The organism is Pueribacillus theae (assembly GCF_003097615.1).
In the GTDB taxonomy this organism is placed as follows: domain Bacteria; phylum Bacillota; class Bacilli; order Bacillales; family UBA6769; genus Pueribacillus; species Pueribacillus theae.
The window spans coordinates 1-18,968 of record NZ_QCZG01000031.1 but is presented as its reverse complement, the minus strand read 5'-3'; the positions used below and the strand labels follow the sequence as shown (position 1 = coordinate 18,968).

15 protein-coding genes are annotated in these 18,968 nt (G+C 40.7%); 14 read left to right on the top strand and 1 reads right to left on the bottom strand.

Annotation, left to right across the window (positions count from 1 at the left end; translation table 11 throughout):
• Positions 1–2 precede the first annotated feature (2 nt).
• From DCC39_RS13575 to DCC39_RS13515, 13 genes are all read left to right on the top strand, one after another.
• The gene (locus tag DCC39_RS13575) at positions 3–1,181 is read left to right on the top strand and encodes an acyl-CoA dehydrogenase family protein (RefSeq protein WP_116555441.1); all 1,179 of its coding nucleotides are present in this window, start codon (positions 3–5) and stop codon (positions 1,179–1,181) included.
• Between the two features lie 30 nt (positions 1,182–1,211).
• The gene (locus tag DCC39_RS13570; protein ID WP_116555440.1) at positions 1,212–2,735 is read left to right on the top strand and encodes a class I adenylate-forming enzyme family protein; all 1,524 of its coding nucleotides are present in this window, start codon (positions 1,212–1,214) and stop codon (positions 2,733–2,735) included.
• Between the two features lie 30 nt (positions 2,736–2,765).
• Positions 2,766–3,677, top strand: a complete 912-nt coding sequence (locus DCC39_RS13565; RefSeq protein ID WP_116555439.1) for an SDR family NAD(P)-dependent oxidoreductase — start codon at positions 2,766–2,768, stop codon at positions 3,675–3,677.
• A gap of 91 nt (positions 3,678–3,768) precedes the next feature.
• The gene (locus tag DCC39_RS13560) at positions 3,769–4,221 is read left to right on the top strand and encodes a MaoC family dehydratase N-terminal domain-containing protein (RefSeq protein WP_116555438.1); all 453 of its coding nucleotides are present in this window, start codon (positions 3,769–3,771) and stop codon (positions 4,219–4,221) included.
• 24 nt (positions 4,222–4,245) lie between these two features.
• On the top strand, positions 4,246–4,656 hold the full coding sequence (locus DCC39_RS13555) for a MaoC family dehydratase (RefSeq protein WP_116555437.1): 411 nt from the start codon (positions 4,246–4,248) through the stop codon (positions 4,654–4,656).
• Between the two features lie 27 nt (positions 4,657–4,683).
• Positions 4,684–6,084 carry an OB-fold domain-containing protein gene (locus tag DCC39_RS13550; RefSeq protein ID WP_116555436.1) on the top strand — a complete coding sequence of 467 codons (1,401 nt, stop codon included), beginning with the start codon at positions 4,684–4,686 and terminating at the stop codon, positions 6,082–6,084.
• Between the two features lie 16 nt (positions 6,085–6,100).
• Positions 6,101–7,285 carry an acetyl-CoA acetyltransferase gene (locus DCC39_RS13545; RefSeq protein ID WP_116555435.1) on the top strand — a complete coding sequence of 395 codons (1,185 nt, stop codon included), beginning with the start codon at positions 6,101–6,103 and terminating at the stop codon, positions 7,283–7,285.
• Positions 7,286–7,365: 80 nt separating this feature from the next.
• The gene (gene dctP / locus DCC39_RS13540) at positions 7,366–8,484 is read left to right on the top strand and encodes a TRAP transporter substrate-binding protein DctP (protein WP_240613653.1); all 1,119 of its coding nucleotides are present in this window, start codon (positions 7,366–7,368) and stop codon (positions 8,482–8,484) included.
• Positions 8,485–8,604: 120 nt separating this feature from the next.
• Positions 8,605–10,170, top strand: coding sequence for an acyl-CoA synthetase (locus DCC39_RS13535; protein ID WP_116555434.1), 1,566 nt, complete (start codon positions 8,605–8,607; stop codon positions 10,168–10,170).
• Between the two features lie 206 nt (positions 10,171–10,376).
• On the top strand, positions 10,377–11,342 hold the full coding sequence (locus tag DCC39_RS13530) for an NAD(P)H-dependent flavin oxidoreductase (protein ID WP_116555433.1): 966 nt from the start codon (positions 10,377–10,379) through the stop codon (positions 11,340–11,342).
• Positions 11,343–11,422: 80 nt separating this feature from the next.
• Entirely contained in the window at positions 11,423–12,814 is a 1,392-nt protein-coding gene (locus tag DCC39_RS13525) for a sigma 54-interacting transcriptional regulator (RefSeq protein ID WP_116555432.1), read from the top strand.
• A 225-nt stretch (positions 12,815–13,039) separates the two neighbouring features.
• Positions 13,040–14,209, top strand: coding sequence for a TAXI family TRAP transporter solute-binding subunit (locus DCC39_RS13520; RefSeq protein ID WP_165820875.1), 1,170 nt, complete (start codon positions 13,040–13,042; stop codon positions 14,207–14,209).
• Positions 14,210–14,342: 133 nt separating this feature from the next.
• Positions 14,343–16,265, top strand: coding sequence for a TRAP transporter permease (locus DCC39_RS13515; RefSeq protein ID WP_116555430.1), 1,923 nt, complete (start codon positions 14,343–14,345; stop codon positions 16,263–16,265).
• Between the two features lie 86 nt (positions 16,266–16,351).
• Here the strand turns inward: DCC39_RS13515 and ytvI are convergent, their stop codons facing one another.
• Positions 16,352–17,461 (bottom strand): sporulation integral membrane protein YtvI, encoded by a 1,110-nt coding sequence (gene ytvI, locus DCC39_RS13510; protein WP_116555429.1) that lies wholly within the window; start codon positions 17,459–17,461, stop codon positions 16,352–16,354.
• A gap of 293 nt (positions 17,462–17,754) precedes the next feature.
• Here ytvI and citZ point away from each other — a divergent pair, with 293 nt between their 5' ends.
• Positions 17,755–18,873, top strand: a complete 1,119-nt coding sequence (gene citZ, locus DCC39_RS13505; RefSeq protein WP_116555428.1) for a citrate synthase — start codon at positions 17,755–17,757, stop codon at positions 18,871–18,873.
• The last annotated feature ends 95 nt before the right edge of the window (positions 18,874–18,968 follow it).

The following is an 18,968-nucleotide window of genomic DNA, read 5'->3' as shown; positions in this document are numbered from 1 at the left end:
GGATGGCTGAGACAACCATTTTAGAAGTGCAGAAAGAAGACCGTCCTTATTTTACAGAAGAGCATCGCATGTTCCGGGAATCGTTGCGCAAATTTTTAGAGAAAGAAGTTGTTCCCAACTTCAATCAATGGGAAAAAGACGGAATCATCCCTCGTTCAGTCTGGACGAAAATGGGAGAAAAAGGATTCCTCTGCCCGTGGGTTGATGAAAAATACGGAGGAATGGGAGTGAACTTCGGTTTCGCAGCCATTCTGGGAGAAGAAATTTGGAGAATCGGTGCTGGATTGAGTGGTTTTGGCACGCATAGCAACATCATCGTTCCGTATATCGATTCTTTTGGCACAGAGGAACAAAAGAGAAAATATTTACCTGGTTGTGTAAACGGTGACATTGTCACAGCTGTAGCGATGACAGAACCAGGCGCGGGATCAGATCTTGCCGGAATTAGTACGACAGCGGTAAGAGACGGCGATCATTATATCATCAACGGACAAAAAACGTTTATTACGAATGGCATCCATTCTGATTTAATTATCGTGGCTTGTAAAACGGATCCAAAAGCCAATCCGGCACACCGAGGAATAAGCCTAATTCTTGTGGAAAGAGATACACCGGGATTTTCACGGGGAAGAAAATTAGACAAGGTGGGAATGCACAGCCAGGATACAGCCGAACTTATTTTCGAAGATGCAAAAGTTCCAGTATCGAATCTTCTTGGTGAGGAAGGAAAAGGCTTTTATTATTTAATGACAAAACTTCAACAAGAAAGATTAGTCTGTGCAATCAACGCACAATCCGCTGCAGAAGATATGCTGCAAATGACGGCGAAGTATGTGAAGGAGCGGGAAGCATTCGGACGGCCGATCAGTAAATTTCAAAATACGCAATTTAAAATTGCTGAAATGGCGACCGAAGTCCAAATTGGACGTACTTTCCTTGATGATCTCATCATGAGACATATAAATAAAGAAGATATTGTCACAAAAGTATCAATGGCGAAGATGTGGATCACAGATATGGCTAAGCGAGTTGCGGGTGAATGTATGCAGCTGCACGGAGGATATGGCTATATGGAAGAATATGAAATTGCACGCCGTTACCGGGACATTCCAGTCACATCCATTTTTGCAGGTTCAAATGAAATTATGAAAGTGATCATTTCAAAGAATTTGAATCTTTAAGCAAATTCTAAGAAGAAGGTGGCATATTAAGTGACTATAGCTGATTTGTACTCATTGAATGGCTCGGACCTAGGAGAGAAACCGGCGGTTATTTTTGAAGATAAGGTATTAAGCCACAGTAAATTTGAAAAACGGACAAATCAATTCGCTAACCTATTAATTAGCATGGGGTATAAGAGAAATGATCGAATTGCAATCCTTTCCAAAAACCATATTGAATATCCTGTCATTATTTTCGGTGCTGTAAAAGCAGGTGTTACTTTTACACCTATAAATTATCGGATGACAAGTACAGAAGTTACCAGCTTGTTAAAACATTGTAACCCAAAAGGCTTATTTTTTTCTGAGGAATTTGTCGACATTGTTCAATCTGTAAAAAACCATGTTGAAGTTAAGGATTATTTTAATATTGATTGCAATGAAAGTATAAAAGAATCTTATAGCAAACTCTTGAACTTCCAATCAACAGAAAGACCAAATATTTCAGTGGATAACAAAGATGTCTATTATATTGGATATACATCCGGGACAACCGGTAATCCGAAAGGAATAATCTCAACACACGAATCCCGCAAAATGCTTGTATTATCTGAAGCGATCGAATTCGGTATAGGGGAGAAGGACATTCAGTTAATCACCGCTCCTATATATCATTCTGCTCCACATAGTTTTTTGATAACTCAAATCGTCATGGGTGGAACGCTTGTTATTATGAAAGAATTTGAACCAGAGGAAGTATTGAAAAATATAGACAAATACAATGTGACAAATTTCTTCATGGCACCAACGATGTATAACTTTGTCTTGGAGCTGGATGAAAACGTTAAAGCAAAATATGATACAAGCAGTGTAAAAACATTGATATCAGCAGGCTCATCTTTGCCGACTAGGACGAAAGAAAGGATTATCTCATTTTTCTCCCATTCCGGACTTTTTGAATTTTATGGAGCCTCAGAAATTGGAGTGAACATTGTTTTACGTCCTGATCAACAGATGGAAACAGAAAGATCAGTTGGCAAGCCGGCGCTTTTTAATGATATAAAAATATTAGACAAAGACGGAAACGAAGTATCGGATGGTGAAGTCGGCGAGATTTACGTTAAAAATCCTTTTCGATTTAGTGGATATCTTGACAATCCTGAAGAAACAGAAAAAGCATCGCACAAAGGTTATACAACAGTAGGAGATTTAGCTAAAAAGGATAAGAATGGTTTCTATTACATTGTCGGAAGAAAAAAAGACATGGTTATTAGCGGCGGTGTAAACATTTACCCCGAAGAGATCGAGGATGTGCTATATAAACATCCATATGTCAGGGAAGTCGCGATCATTGGCGTCCCAGATGAAAAATGGGGAGAGTCATTAAAAGCATTTATTGTTCCAAGAGGTAATAACGTTAACGAACACGACATCATTGATTATTGCAAGCAACACCTGGCAAGTTATAAGAAACCGAAAAGCATCGAATTTGTCCAAGATTTACCGCGTAACGCCGCAGGCAAAGTTTTAAAAACAGAATTGCGCAAACCTTTTTGGGATTCACAGTTTGCTTAAATTAATATAAAAAACGAAAGGTTGTTGAAAATGAAAAGTTTAGAAGGAAAAGTGGCAATCGTCACAGGATCCGGCCGCGGGATTGGCCGTGAAATCGCGCTCCTAATGGCAAAAGAAGGGGCAAAAGTTGTCGTTAATGACTTGGGTGGCACGGGAGCAGGAGAAGGAAGCGATGCAAAAGTTGCAGATGAAGTTGTCAATGAGATTAAGGAAGCTGGCGGAGAGGCCGTTGCGAATTACGACTCTGTCGCTGAATTTGAAAATGCTGAAAAAATGGTTAAGCAAGCCATTGATAGCTTTGGCAAGATTGATATTGTCGTCAACAATGCTGGAATTTTAAGAGACCGTATGGTGTTTAAAATGAGTGAGGAAGAGTGGGATCTCGTTATCGCCGTTCACTTAAAAGGTTCATACAACATGACAAGAGCCGCTGCTCCTCATTTTAAAGAACAAAAAAGCGGAAGATTCATTAACTTTACTTCTACATCAGGATTAATCGGAAACATTGGCCAAGCGAACTATGCGGCAGCAAAAATGGGCATTTGGGGGCTGACAAACAGCACTGCTTTGGATATGGCACGCTACAACGTCACAGCCAATGCGATTGCGCCATTTGCCTGGAGCAGATTGATTGGCACGATTCCGACAGAATCTGAAAGTGAAGAAGCAAGGGTTGAAAAGATTAAACAAATGTCACCGGCCCATATCGCGCCAATCGTTGCTTATCTAGCAACAGATGATGCACTAGATGTAACAGGGCAAATTTTTGGTGTAAGAGGAAAAGAAATTATGGTATTTTCTCAACCGCGTCCAGTTCGTTCCGCCTACAATTCCGAAGGCTGGACAGTCGAAAGCATCGGCCAAATCAAAGGGGCATTAAAATCCAGCTTTACACCGCTTGAAGTAAGTGCCGATGTATTCCCGTATGATCCACTAGTCTAATAGATAATCAGAAAATTTCGTAGATGCTTTTAGTTGAACATCTTAAGCTGTGTCGGCATAACTCATAAAAATTTTAAAGAGGTGAGAGAAAGTGTCAAATGTTAACGATCTAGTCGGGCTTGAATTCGAGCCGTATTGCTTTGAAATTGAAAAAGGGAAAATAAGAGAATTTGTTCAAGCGATTGGGGACGACAATCCTATTTATTTCGATATGGAGGCAGCGAAAAAAGAAGGGTTTCAAGGGATTCCAATCCCTTTAACCTTCCTGCAAGTTATTGATCTATGGGGCGGTTATTCATTCCAAGAGAAAATGGAAAAGCTCAAATTGAATCCCGTAAAAATTTTACACGGAGAACAGCATTTTGAATACTTAGAAGATATTTATGCAGGGGATGTACTGACCGTCTCTTCAAAAGTGATAAACGTCGACATTAAAAAGGGCTCATCCGGTGGGATGGATTTAATCACAACAGAAAACCAATATAAAAACCAACATGGCGACTTAGTTGCCATTTCAAGAAATGTAACCGTCCATCGCCATTAATTTTAAAAAAGGAGGCAAGCAAGTATGTATTATGAAGAGATCAATGTAGGTGACAGTTTTCCAACGCTGCAAAAAGATGAGATTACGAGAGTTCAGCTTGTGAAATATGCAGGAGCTTCAGGGGACTTTAATCCTCTTCATACAGTAGAGGAAGTGGGTGAACAAGCTGGTACAGGAATCATTGCGCACGGCATGCTTATTATGGGAATGGCAGCCCAAGGCGTGACAACATGGATTCCACGGAAAAACGTTAAAAAATTCCAAGTGCGCTTTAAGAAAATGACCAAGCCTGGGGAATCAATCGAAATAACTGGGAAAGTGCTGGAGAAAAAAGAAAACAACATAATTGTTGGTGAAGTTTTGGCAATGAACAGTGAAGGGGAAGTCAAATTGGCAGGGATATTTGAAGGGGTGCTCCCTTCAAAAAATGATTAACGATAAGAAAAATAGGGAGGGAAAAGCATGCGAGGAATTCTATCTTATGGTGCTTACATACCATATAACCGTCTTCAACGAAAAAAGATTAAAGAATTCTTTGGTACGTCAACTTTTGCAGGAGAAAAAGCAGTCGCTAACTTTGATGAAGACACGGTGTCAATGAGTGTTGAAGCAGCGTTTGACTGTTTGGATGGATTGGATGAAAAGAAAGTTGATTCGGTCTATTTTGCTACAACAAGCGGGCCTTACGTTGAAAAATCATCCATTTCAACCATTACAAAGGCGCTCGATCTTCAAGAAAATGTACGGGGAATTGAAGCAGCACATTCTCTTCGAGCAGGTTCTTCTTCTTTATTATCGGCACTAAACCAAAATGGCACGACACTCGTTGTTGCATCCGATTCGCAAATAGGTGGGCCGAGCGGTTCAAATGAACAATTATTTGGAGATGGCGCCGTCTCATTTTTAGTAGGCGATGGAGAAGATATCATCGCTAAGCTCATAGATTCTGTCAGTATGCAAGAAGAAATTGTAGGAGAATGGCGAAATGAAGGCGATTCTTTTGTTCACAACTGGGAAGAGAGATTTGTTTCAACCGTTTTTTTGTCAAGCATCAATAAATTGGTAGCTGAGTTGCTGCAGAAGAACAATATTGAAATCGCTAATCTTTCAAAAGCAGCCATTTCCGTACCAGGCACAAGAGGTTATCAAAAGGTGGCGCAACAATTAGGTTTGAATAAGGATCAAATTCAAAATCCATTATTTGACCAAATTGGGCAAGCGGGGAGTGCCCATCCCGGAATGGTGCTTGTTTCTGCACTGGAAGAAGCAAAGCCAGGAGATAAGATTTTGCTTGTTTCCTACGCGGAAGGGACGGACCTTATGCTTTTTGAAGTGACAGATAGCATATCGAAACTGTCTGAACGAAGAGGCATCAAAGGTTACCTTGATATTAAGGATAATGAACTCCCATACAGCAGCTATCTTAAGCGGAAAGGGCTTCTCGAAACCGAACCGCCAAGAAGGCCTGCGACTGATCGACCATCGGCGCCAGCAATGTACCGCAATTACGATCAAAATCTCGGATTTTACGGCTCGAAATGCCAAGCGTGTGGAACACCGCAATTTCCCAAACAGCGCGTCTGCGCAGAATGCCAAACAAAAGATCAAATGGAAGATTACAGATTCGTTGGGCGCACGGCAAAAATTGCGACCTATACACTTGACTTTCTTGCACCAACTCCCGCGCCTCCTGCACTTATCGCTGTCATCGACTTTGAAGGCGGCGGGCGGATTATGTGTGAGGTTACCGACTGCAACCCGAAAGAAATAGAGATTGGCATGGAAGTTGAATTAACCTTCCGCAAGCTGTTTGAAGCAGGCGGAATCCATAATTACTTCTGGAAAGCAAGACCGAAAAGGTGAAAGGAGTGGAAACGAAATGAGTAAAGGAATTCGAGATCGAGTCGCTGTTATCGGGATGGGGTGTACAAGATTTGCCGAACACTGGGATAAAAGTGTGGATGACCTCCTCGTTGATGCGGCCTATGACGCGTTTGAAGATGCGGGAATTGAGCCAACTGATATTGAAGCAGCATGGCTTGGTACGATGGCATCAGGTTATGCTGGCTTCACTTTGGCCGGCCCTCTAAAAACACAATATATTCCGGTTACGAGAGTCGAGAACCTATGCGCAACTGGCTCAGAAGCTTTCCGTAACGCGTGCTACGCTGTTGCTTCAGGCGTTTATGATATCGTGCTTGCGATTGGAGTAGAAAAGCTAAAGGATTCCGGTTATAGCGGATTGACAAGGCCTCAACCACCTTCAGACGGTACCGCTCCAAACATCACTGCGCCGGCAAGCTTTTCATTTCTTGCGCCCGCATATTTTAAAAAGTATGGTTTGGATCCTGAGCAAGGGAAAGGAGTATTATCAAGAATCGCTTGGAAAAATCATTATAACGGATCCTTAAACCCGAAAGCCCAATTCCGGAACGAAGTACCAATCGAGCAAATCAAAAAGTCGCCAATGGTTGCTGCCCCACTAGGTATCATGGACTGTTCCGGCGTTGCAGACGGCGCTGCCGCGGCAATTATCGTCCGTTCAGAGGATGCGCATAAATATCGCAAAGACCCAATGTACGTCAAAGCGCTTTCGATTGCCGCAGGCCCAGGCGACGGAAGAATAAGGCAAGATTTTGATTTCACTTCGATCCAGGAAAACGTCGCATCGTCTACTGCGGCTTATAAGGAAGCCGGGATCACAAACCCGCGGGAAGAAATTGATATGGCGGAAGTGCACGATTGCTTCACTCCTACAGAACTCGTCATTTACGAAGACTTAGGCTTTAGTGAGCGCGGCGAAGGTTGGAAAGACGTCCTTGATGGCGCATTTGAGCTCGAAGGAAGGCTTCCAGTCAATCCTGACGGCGGTTTGAAATCTTTCGGCCATCCAATTGGAGCAAGCGGGCTTCGGATGCTGTATGAAATGTATCTTCAGTTTCAAGGAAGAGCAGGACAGAGGCAGCTTGACAATCCTAAAATCGGCTTAACCCATAACCTTGGTGGTACCCCATGGCAGTGTGTTTCATTTGTGTCCATCGTGGGGAAAGAGAAATCCGATTAATTTAAACCGTTGTTGCTGGGTGGTTCATCCACCACCCAGGACAGATTTAAAACAAACGATATTTTTTTAGGGGGTTAACTATGATGAATAACAAAGCTTTTTCAAATAGAATATTTGCAACATTCCTATTTTTATTAATTGGCATTCTCCTAGTCGGCTGTGGTGGCGGTAAAACTGAGAGCAGCAGTACAGGCTCGGAAAAAAATGAAACGGAAAACCAGTCAAACGAGTCAAGCCAGTCTAAAGACGGTGAAGTATTTGAGTTAAATATAAACAACTGGGCACCTTCTACCCATCATATTGCAACCAATGTTTATGAGCCTTGGAAGGAAATGGTGGAGGAAAAAACAGATGGCCAAGTAAAAGTAAATATTTATCATGGAGCGACTTTAGGTAAAACACCATCTGTGTATCAAGATGTAAAAGGCGGGTTGTATGAAGTTGGCTTATTGGCGGCAGCTTATTCCTATGACACCGAATTTTTTCCGTACTCAATCGGTAATCTCCCTTTTGCTGTTGAAAGTCCAGAAGAAGGTGCCGTTGTCTTAAAGGAATTTGCCGAAAAATTTGTTAAAGAAGGCATAACTGGCGTTATTGCTATGGATGCGTTTACATCAGACCCTTACAACATATTTTCGACTAAGCCTGTAAAAGCAGCTACAGATATGAAAAAGGCAAAAATACGTGCAGGCAGTAAAAGTGAAACAGAGCTTATAAAAGCTTTAGGCGGTGTTCCAGTATCAATTACAGTAGATGATACGTATGAAGGGCTTCAGAAAAAAACGATCGAAACGACGTTTTACTCGCCTGTTGGGGCATATGGCTATAAATTTTACGAACCAGCTCCATACATTACGAAGGCCAATATAGCTACTACAACGTTAATTCCGGTTATGAACAAAGAATTCCATGACAAACTTCCAGATGATTTGCAAAAACTGTTTGATGAAGAATTAAACCCTGCATTGACAGAACTTTTTGTGAAGTCTTATTCAGACCAACTTGCCGGTGCTTTTGATAAATTGGAAGAAGTTTTAAGTGACCGCGGTGAAATTATTGAATTACCTGAAAAAGAATTAGAAAATTTTAAAGAAGCAGGTGAAGCCGCGTGGGATGCTTGGGTCAAAGATGCCAACGAAAGAGGCTACGAAGGCGATAAGATGATAGAAGATTTCCGAAAATTGTTAGAAGAAAACTAAGCTGCTTTATATAAAAAACGGCACAGTCGAATAGGATGGAATGAATTTGATTGCAAGCATAATTGTAAGATGAGTAATTACCGCCAATTGGCGGTAATTCACATAAAGTGAGGTATTGAAATGACTACATCTTCCCTGCTATTATCCAGACAGCTTTTAATTGGAGAACAGCTTAAGCGCGCAACACATAAAACTCCAAATAAAGAAGCATTCATTTTTGAAGACAAAAGATTAACCTATCAGGAAATCGATGACCGGGCGACACATATTGCTGGATGGCTTCAATCCCAAGGGATCAAGCACGATGATAAGGTCGCATTCATTTTTAAAAATGGGCTTCACTTTATTGAAGTTTTTTTTGGCGTTTCTCTATCAGGGGCGGTAGGTGTGCCGATTAATTTTCGATTGGCACCAGCTGAAATGGAGTATATCATCAACAATTCTGACTCAAAAATGTTAATTATCGACAAGGAATACACCGATGCAATCTCTTCAATTCGGAAGCGAATACCTAAAGTTAAATCAATCGTTGTTGCAGGAAATCGTGAGAAAAATAGTAATTTCATAAATTATGATTCTATTTTTGAAACAAACGTTGCTTATCAGCCATGTGAACAGCTTAGTGACAATGACCCCGGCATGATTGTATATACGTCCGGTACAACTGGGCGGCCAAAAGGTGCTGTTCTGACACATAAAAATTTAGTCATTAATCGTATTTTGCTAATGTGGGAGACAAGGAGTCCATTATACACAAAACAGTTAATTGTTCCTCCGATGTTTCATGTGGCAGCAATGGCTAACGTCATTAAAAACTGTCTGCTTAACGGTACAGCTGTCATCCATAGGGATTTTAATCCGGAACACATTCTCGAAACGATTGAAAAAGAAAAAATTAATTCGATGATGTTGGTTCCAGCAATGTGGAACTTCCTTCTTCAAGTTCCCAATTTGGAAAAGTATGATTTGACGTCAATGACAGAATGTACCGCAGGGGCAGCAATCTGTCCTTTGGAACTAAAGAAAAAGATTATGAAAACGTTTAAAAACGCTTCTTATCATGAAGCGTTTGGACAAACGGAGACAAGCCCATCAGCAACCTCTTTAAATCATGAAGACGCATTAAGAAAAACAAGCTCTGTAGGAAAACCAATTATTAATCTAGAAGTCAGGGTAGTGGACGATAAGATGAATGATGTGGCTGTTGGCGAAGTCGGAGAAATCGTATACCGTGGCCCAACCGTAATGAAAGAATATTACAATAACCCTGAAGCGACAGAGGAAGCTTTTTCAGGCGGCTGGTTCCATAGCGGAGATCTCGTTACATATGATGAGGAAGGATTTATTTACATCGTTGATCGTAAAAAGGATATGATTATCAGCGGCGGGGAGAATATTTATCCGGCTGAAATTGAAGAAGTGCTATATACACACCCAAGCATTTTGGAATGTGCGGTGATAGGAGTTCCTGACGCGGATTGGGGGGAAAGCGTAAAAGCAATGATTGTCTTAAAGCCAGAACAATCTTTAAGCGAACAAGAGGTTATCTCCTACTGTACGGAACATTTGGCTTCTTATAAAAAGCCAAAAATTGTCGAATTCATCGATGAATTGCCTCGAAATGCGAGTGGAAAGGTTTTAAAGCAAGTACTCCGAAAACAAGCGGGTGAAAAAGTTAACGAGTAAAAAACGATGAGTAGAACTTGTTGGGAACATGCTAAACGTAGAGCCAATTAATAAATTAAAGGGGAAAGAAGGCGGTTGATTAAAAGAAATTGGAGGCATTGAGCTTCGATTTGAAGAAGTAAATTCGTAAAAAAGACTCTTCAAATTCCGGGGAATGATCGATTATGATTTACTCATAAAAAACAATACATTAAGGAGACAAAATCATGAAAACAAAAATTACTGAATTGCTCGGAATTGAATATCCCATTATTTGCGGAGGAATGTTTCAAGTTGGAAGAGGTGAATTAGCTGCTGCCGTATCTGAAGCAGGCGGTTTGGGAATTATCACCTCGAAAACTCAAGGAACGCCGGAAGCGCTCCGTAAAGAAATCCAGAAAATCAAAAAACTGACAGACAAGCCTTTCGGCGTAAATCTAAATCTATTTCCAAGCCAAACCGCAACGCCCAATGAAGATTTTATCGAAGTGATGATTGAAGAAGACGTGCGAATTGTTGAAACGAGCGGAAGAAGCCCTGAACCGTTAATGCCATTATTAAAAGACAATAACTTCACAGTCATGCACAAAGTTGTCGGTCCAAAATATGCAAAGACAGCGGAAAGATTAGGCGTTGACGCCGTCATCGTTGTCGGGAATGAGACAGGCGGCCATCCAGGCATGAGTGATGTCGGTACACTGGTTGTCTTGCCGCGCGTCGTTGATTCTGTCGCTATCCCTGTTATTGCAGGCGGGGGATTTGCTGATGGAAGAGGGCTTGTCAGTGCGCTCGCGCTCGGTGCGGAAGGTGTCTTAATGGGCACACGCTTTATGGCAACGAAAGAGGCAACGATCCATGACAATGTAAAAAATTGGATGGTTGAAGCAGATGAAACAAATACGATCGTTGTACAGAGAAATATCGGAAGCCCTTCAAGGGTAGCCGTTAACGAAGTGAGTAAAGAAGTCGATCGGCTTGAAAAAGAAGGAGCAACATTGGAAGAGCTGCTTCCTTTAATTACAGGCCAACGGGCGAAGCATGTCTATTTTGAAGGCGATTTAGATGGCGGCATTTGGTCATGCGGACAATCTGTCGGACTCATCAAGGAAGTATTGTCTGTGAAAGAACTCATCGAGCAAATGGTATCTGAAGCGAAGAAGTCTTCAGCATTTATACAAGAAAGAGTAAACTAAGCTGGGCTTTCTTAAACAAGAAAAAAATTTGCTAAATCCGGCTTCTGACATCTGACTTCTGGTTTGGGAGGGGCATTCAAATGAAACTGGAGAATATTATGCAGCCTGTCAACACATATCTTCAAGTACATGATACGTTAAAAGATGCTACAGAGTATATGCTGGAAACAAAATACAACACGATCCCAATCGGGGATGAAGAAGGCAATTTACTCGGTATTTTTACGAGGAGTTCGTTGTATCGTATGATTTTGAGTGGAGCTTCTCTCGATTCTGAAATCGCCCCGTATATTATCAAAGATGTTACGATTACAGCTAATGATATTACGATGGACCAGTTGATTCATAGAGTGCAGCATTCGAAAGTCGGCGAAACGGTCATTTTGGACGAAAATGGAAAAATCGCAGGTCTGCTGACAAAGCAAAGCGTAACAAGAGCATTTGCTGAGCTGTCAAATCATCTCAGACAAGAATTAAATGAACTTCAAAGCTTACGGAATTTTAACCAGCTTTCAACAAAAAAAGATCCGATAAATGGTTCTTCTACATCGCTCTACACATGGCAGGACATTATAACACGGGACAGCAAAATGGAAGAAATAATCCAGACCTTAAAGAAAATTTCAAAAGGCAGCTTGCCAGTCCTTCTACGCGGAGCAAGCGGAACAGGGAAAGAGTTGTTTGCTCATGCCATTCATGCAAGCAGCAGCCGTTCCAATAAACCGTTTGTTACAATTAACTGCGCGGCAATACCTGAACAGTTGCTCGAAGCCGAATTTTTTGGATACGAAGCTGGCGCTTTCACCGGGGCTGAAAGAAAGGGACATGCCGGAAAATTTGAGCTTGCACACGGCGGAACGCTTTTCTTGGATGAAATCGGCGATATGCCATTAAATTTGCAGTCGAAGCTATTGCGTGCTATTGAGGGAAAGAGCTTTTACCGTGTGGGGGGAAACCAGCTCATTCAAGTGGATGTCCGAATTATTTCTGCAACAAATGCTCCTTTGGAAAAATTAATCAAAGAAAAGAAATTTAGAGAAGATTTATTGTACCGACTGAATGTAATGAGTGTCACGATTCCCCCGCTTCACGAAAGAAAAAATGATATCCTGTTGCTTGCTAATACATTTATTCAACAATTGAATGATGAGCTGGGCACTTCGGTTGCTGGGTTAGCTGAAGAAGCGGCCGGTCTTCTTTATGCATACGACTGGCCGGGGAATATAAGGGAATTAAAAAATATCATTCAAAGGGGAATGGCTTTAACAGGGCAAGGGCAGATAACGATGTCAAGTTTGCCGGACGAATTGAAAGAAAACAACATGAAAAGAACAATAGAACCTTCCAATGAAAAGAAAGAGCTGGAGGAAGCGTTAATCGAAACGAATGGAAATAAGGCAAAAGCTACCAGATTGTTAGGAATAAGCCGGTCCACTTTTTATGAAAAAATGAATAAGTACGGCATCATATGATGACCCTAACACTTATTAGGGTTACTTTTTTATTATATTTATATATAAAATCTTCACAAGCAAATGCCGATTTTTAATTTTCTTTCTAATTGACTATAAGTTTTTTTATCTATAAAATTATTTTTGCATGAAAACGTTAGCGAAGTAAGGGAGGATCGAATTTTGAATGAATGGATGGAGTTAAAGAAAAAATAAGATAAAGATATTTTTAGGAGGGAACCTAGATTGTTTAAGAAAAAATACTTTCTATTTTTCGCACTTTTCGCTGTATTGCTTATAGCAGCAGGCTGCGGCAATGATAATGCTGGTGAAAAGAAAGGGAATTCAGACAATAATAACGCGGCTTCAGAATCTGGATTGCCAAAACAAATGACTTGGAGCGTATATGACGTAGGTTCTGGTGGCTATGCAGAAATGTCAGCGATCGCAAACAGTCTTACTGATGAATATGGAACACAAGTGAGAATGCTGCCTTCCGCAAGTGGCGTAGGCCGTATGATTCCTTTGAGAGACGGGAAAGCCTCGATTGGAAAATTGGGTGACGAGATTCAATTCTCATTTGAAGCGATCGAAGAATTTGCTTCACCTGAATGGGGTCCGCAAAACGTACAAGGTTATTGGGCGCCAATCAGTCCGTTTGGATTGGGTGTTAAAGAAAAATCCGATATTAAATCAATTGAAGACCTAAAAGGAAAAAAAGTTCCATTCATTAGCGGAAACTCTTCGATTAATATTAAAACGGAAGCCATGCTGGCATTCGCTGGTTTAACATGGGATGACGTGAAAGTTGTTGAGTTAACTTCTTATGCAGGGCAAGGGGAAGCGCTGGTTCAAGGACAAATTGACGTTGCAAGTATCAACCCGGCAGCTTCTTCAATGTTTGAAGCCGATAGTAAAGGCGGCGTTCGTTGGCTGGAAATGGATCCAGACGATAAAGAAGGCTGGAAACGAGTTGAACATGTTGCTTCTTGGTTCTTCCCAAGAACTATTGACGATGGCGCAGGAATGGACAAAGACACGAATATTATGGGACATGCTTATCTTATCGGAGGCTATGCAGATCAAGATCCTGATACGGTTTATGAATTAATTAAAGCTTTCAATGATACATTTGATAAGTACAAAGATGCGACAAGCACACTTTATTTATACTCAAAAGACGAAGTATTAACTGAACCACGTGGCGTACCATTCCATGAAGGAGCCATTAAATTCTTCAAGGAAAATAACATGTGGGATGATGAAAAACAAGCGAAAAACGATGAGTTAGTTGAAAGGCAGAAGAAACTTCAAGAAGCTTGGGATCAAGCTGTGAAAGAAGCGAAAGACGAAGGAATTTCTGATAAAGATTTTCCAGCATTTTGGTTAGAGAAAAAAGCAGAACTTGTGAAGTAACTTTAGACTTGAATAGAATGTCAGCATCTCGGCTTTACCTCCTGGCATTCTATTTCTCTTTTTTACAGAATGTCTTTTAAGCATTTCAAAAAGGGGAGATTTGGAAAAATTGTATGTGCGGGGTGATTAAAGAATGGAAAACGAAAGAGAGAACGAAAGACTAAACTTGTTTTGGAAAGTTATTGTTGTCATCTCAATGCTATTGGGGATTTTCCTATCGATTAACAAGTTGTTTTATTTAGAAGCTTTCGGATTCAATCCGATTGAAACTTCTTACCTTTACTATTTGTTGGCTGCTTTTATGCCAATATCCTTTTTGATTTTTCCAGCGAGAAAAACGCATACAGACTCTGTGAAATGGTTTGATATCATTCTATTTGTCGTTTCGTTGGTTATCGTTACTTATTTCGGAATGCAAGGAAACCGGATTATTTTGGAAGGCTGGGACTGGAATGCCCCCATGCTGCCGACTGTTTTCAGTATTATTCTTTGGGCGCTTTTACTAGAGGCGTTGAGAAGAGTCGGGGGGCTTGTGCTCATGCTCATTTGTGGGTTGATCTCCCTTTATCCTTTGATCGCAGCAGATGTACCCATTGGCTTTTTGCAAGGGCAATCCTATGATTTCTTAACGACTGCAAGAAACCATATTATGAGTTCAAATAGCGTATTCGGAATCGCGTATTCAACAATCGGGAATTTACTTCTAGGCTTCCTCGTTTTCGGGGTCGTCATTACCCGGACAGGCGGCGGAGACTTTTTCTTTAAATTGGCACTCTCTATTTTTGGAAGATCACGCGGAGGTTCCGCGAAAGTTGCGGTTGTCGGCAGTGCGTTCTTTGGAATGTTAAGCGGAAGTGCGGTTTCAAACGCTGTTACAATCGGAGCGATGACGATTCCAGCGATGAAAAAGACGGGCTACAAGCCACACTATGCCGCCGCAATTGAAGCGACTGCTTCGACCGGTGGAACAATCACACCTCCAATTATGGGATCGGCTGCTTTTATTATGGCGTCATTTTTGGCCGTACCATACTATGAAATCGCGTTGGCTGCAGCAATTCCAGCCCTCTTATATTATTTAGGCGTATTTATACAAATTGATGGAAATGCGGCTAGAAATCATTTGAAAGGGATGCCAAAATCAGAAATTCCTTCCTTCTGGAAAACACTAAAAGAAGGATGGTATTACATCCTAGCCATTGCTCTCATGATTTATTTCTTGGCTGTGCTTAATTCAGAGGGACAAGCACCTTATTATGCAAGTTTAGCTTTGATCATTATCGCAATGATTAAAAAAGAAACGCGGATGAACAAGGAACAATTTTTTGATATGTTAGTCAATGTAGGAAAAGTTTTGGCTGACATTGTTGTATTGATTGCTGGAGTTGGTTTTATCGTAGGAGCCTTGTCGGCTACAGGGGTTTCCTTCTCATTCTCCAGAGAATTGGTAGCTGCTGCTGGAGACAATACACTCCTCATTCTCCTCGGCGGAGCCATTACATGTTTCGTACTTGGTATGGGTATGACCGTATCAGCAGTCTATGTGTTCTTAGCAATTATCATGGCGCCGGCACTTGTGGCGATTGGTGTTGATCCAATTGCAGCCCATTTATTCGTTGTCTATTGGGCAACTGTATCCTATATTACACCCCCTGTTGCATTGGCAGCTTTCGCAACGGCAAGCATCGCAGGGGCGAACCCGATGAAAACCGGTTTTCAAGCGGTCCAACTTGGCGCTGTTAAATTCATTGTGCCGTTTTACATGGTGTACAATCCGGAGATTCTAATTGGGCGTGGAGAATGGACTGAAACCGTAATCGCCATTATATTGGCAACGATCGGTATATTTGTAATCGCCAGCGCTTTAGAAGGATATTTGTTAGGGGGAGGCGAGATAAATCCAATCATAAGAATTATTTTGTTTGTAGCCGGAATTATGATGTTCATCCCTCAAACTGCAGTAGAAATATCTGGGATTGTCATCATCATACTTGTCTTCCTTTTTAAATATATGACACGTTCAAAATCAGGAAAAGAAAATCTTGAAGGAGCATAAGCTTCAAACTATTTTTGGGCATTAAAAATCAGTTGAAAATTTAAAGAAGCTGCTTGTCCCACGGTATCTGGGGACAAGCAGCTTCTTTATTTCACAACGATAAATCTCCACAATTCATTAAACACACCCGTTTTGTAAAGTGTTTTACCGACAACAAGCAGAACAGGGCCGAGAATCAATCCTAAAAAGCCGAAAAGCTTAAATCCGACGAATAAAGCGATAAGTGTCGCAAGCGGATCCATATCAATATTAGATGAAAGAATTTTCGGTTCCATCACTTGCCTTTGGACAACGACAATGCTGTATAGAACAGACAATCCAATCGTTAGAAAATAATTTTCTGTAAAGAAACTGTAGATAATCCATGGAACAAAGATAAGGCCAGTTCCTAAGTAAGGCAGCAGATCAACCAAACCGATAATAAGCGCAATTGAAATGGCATAATCCACCCGTAAAATTAAAAGACCGACCAATACGATAACAGCTGTAATGGAAATAAGTGTCGCCTGGGCTTTAATGAAGCCAAAAAGGGCTTTTCTTAATTCATTATATAGATTTCCACCGCTTTCCACTGCTTTCTCTGGAGTGATTTTGCGAAACATTTCTTTTAATTTATACCAGTCTTTACTTATAAAGAACGTTGCTAGAAGTGAGATGATAAACGCAGTCGCAAAGTTAGGCAGGCTGACAATGATGGCGGAAATGCCAGTGGCAAGTGCCTGCATTGCATTTTTAAAGCCGTCTGTAATTTGGGAACCAATCGATTCAACATTTTCAATGATCGTATTTTGATAAGATGGATCTAAATTGTCAAGCATCAACGCCAGTTGATTGTAGAACGGCAAAATGCTGTCAACGAAGAACGTTTCTAAGTAGCGGACAAGAATTTGGAATTTGCCTGGAACAATATCAGCCAAATAAATAAATCCATTAATCGCTTCCATCACGATGATCGTAACAATGCCGGCAACAACGAGCAAAATAAGTAACATCGTTAAAAGAACAGAAAAAGCCCGCCTTATTTTCCATCTTTTTTCAAAGAAGTTAACAATTGGATTTATTAAAAAGGCGAAAGCGAATGCAATAATGAAAGGATATGTTACTTTTGCGGCATAATACAACAAAAGACAACTTAAAAATAAGATGATTATTAATGAAATAAAACGGATAACACTATAGACAACATTACGGTTCATGTATTGGTAACCACCTTTTTTTAATAAGAGGCATCATTATGTATTTTACAATATCCATGTTATTTTTCCTACCCGACAAAGGAAGGAAAGTGAATGAATGATGTTTTTTTGTTATATAACAAGGGTATCCAAATAAAAAGAATTTCTTAATATTCATTCCAAAATGTTCAATAATTGTTTATAATTATATTTGGCTGTAGTTGCTTATGTGTTTTAGCACAGGGCAGATCACTAATTTATTTTTATAAAATGGTCTAAGATGACAATTCATTAAGGAAAGGGAGAGATAATTTATGACAGCAACCCGTGGTTTAGAAGGTGTTATAGCGGCAAATTCTGCTATAAGCTCAATTGTAGACGATGTACTTACATACAGAGGTTACAACATTGACGATTTAGCTGATAACGCTAGCTTCGAAGAAGTCGTCTATTTGTTGTGGAATGATAAGCTGCCAACGAAATCTGAACTTGACGATTTAAAAGCAAAGTTAGCGGAGAACGCTGAAATCCCACAAGAAATCATTGACCAAATGAAGTCTTATCCAATAAAAGAAATTCATCCAATGGCTGCTTTACGCACTTCCATTTCTGCTCTTGCATTATATGATAGCGAAGCTGATAACATGAGCGACGAAGCAAATTACGAGAAAGCAATAAAGATCCAAGCAAAAATTTCAACAATTGTTGCAGCTTTTGCAAGAATTAGAAATGGACAAGAACCAGTAAAACCTAAAAAAGAGTTAAGTTATGCTGCGAATTTTCTTTATATGCTTTCTGGAAAGGAACCTGATGAAATTTCAGAAACAGCTTTCAACAAAGCACTTGTTTTACATGCTGACCATGAGTTAAATGCGTCAACGTTCACTGCCCGTGTTTGTGTTGCTACGCTATCTGATATGTATTCTGGAATTACAGGCGCGATTGGCGCTCTTAAAGGGCCATTGCACGGTGGAGCAAACGAGCAGGTTATGAAGATGCTGTCTGATATTGGTGAACTGGAAAACATTCGTCCTTATTTAGATAAAGCTTTTGCCAATAAAGAGAAGATTATGGGCTTCGGCCACCGTGTATATCGTAAAGGAGACCCTCGTGCAAAACATTTGCGCGAAATGTCTAAGCAATTAACAAGCATTACTGGTGAATCAAAATGGTACGAAATGTCCCTTCAAATTGAAGACATTATTAAAAACGAAAAAGGCTTAGTTCCTAACGTTGATTTCTATTCCGCGTCTACTTACCATAGCCTAGGCATTGAGCACGACCTCTTCACTCCTATTTTCGCAATTAGCCGCACCTCTGGTTGGACAGCACATATTTTGGAGCAATACAGCGATAACCGATTAATTCGCCCTCGTGCTGAATACACTGGAAAAATCAACCAAACTTACGTTCCAATCGAAAAACGCAACTAAATAATATTGTTCAAGCAGAGCAGCAAATAGAGGCTGGGACAAAACCCCAGTAAATAAAAAGTAAGGCGTTGGAGCTTACACTAAAAAAGTGTAGC

What these genes read in the sequence shown, in the direction of transcription:
- DCC39_RS13575 (WP_116555441.1), top strand. Translation starts at nt 3, where the DNA reads ATGGCTGAGACAACCATTTTAGAAGTGCAGAAAGAAGACCGTCCTTAT.
- DCC39_RS13565 (WP_116555439.1), top strand. Translation starts at nt 2,766, where the DNA reads ATGAAAAGTTTAGAAGGAAAAGTGGCAATCGTCACAGGATCCGGCCGC.
- DCC39_RS13555 (WP_116555437.1), top strand. Translation starts at nt 4,246, where the DNA reads ATGTATTATGAAGAGATCAATGTAGGTGACAGTTTTCCAACGCTGCAA.
- DCC39_RS13550 (WP_116555436.1), top strand. Translation starts at nt 4,684, where the DNA reads ATGCGAGGAATTCTATCTTATGGTGCTTACATACCATATAACCGTCTT.
- DCC39_RS13545 (WP_116555435.1), top strand. Translation starts at nt 6,101, where the DNA reads ATGAGTAAAGGAATTCGAGATCGAGTCGCTGTTATCGGGATGGGGTGT.
- dctP (WP_240613653.1), top strand. Translation starts at nt 7,366, where the DNA reads ATGATGAATAACAAAGCTTTTTCAAATAGAATATTTGCAACATTCCTA.
- DCC39_RS13535 (WP_116555434.1), top strand. Translation starts at nt 8,605, where the DNA reads ATGACTACATCTTCCCTGCTATTATCCAGACAGCTTTTAATTGGAGAA.
- DCC39_RS13530 (WP_116555433.1), top strand. Translation starts at nt 10,377, where the DNA reads ATGAAAACAAAAATTACTGAATTGCTCGGAATTGAATATCCCATTATT.
- DCC39_RS13525 (WP_116555432.1), top strand. Translation starts at nt 11,423, where the DNA reads ATGAAACTGGAGAATATTATGCAGCCTGTCAACACATATCTTCAAGTA.
- DCC39_RS13515 (WP_116555430.1), top strand. Translation starts at nt 14,343, where the DNA reads ATGGAAAACGAAAGAGAGAACGAAAGACTAAACTTGTTTTGGAAAGTT.
- ytvI (WP_116555429.1), bottom strand. Translation starts at nt 17,461, where the DNA reads ATGAACCGTAATGTTGTCTATAGTGTTATCCGTTTTATTTCATTAATA.
- citZ (WP_116555428.1), top strand. Translation starts at nt 17,755, where the DNA reads ATGACAGCAACCCGTGGTTTAGAAGGTGTTATAGCGGCAAATTCTGCT.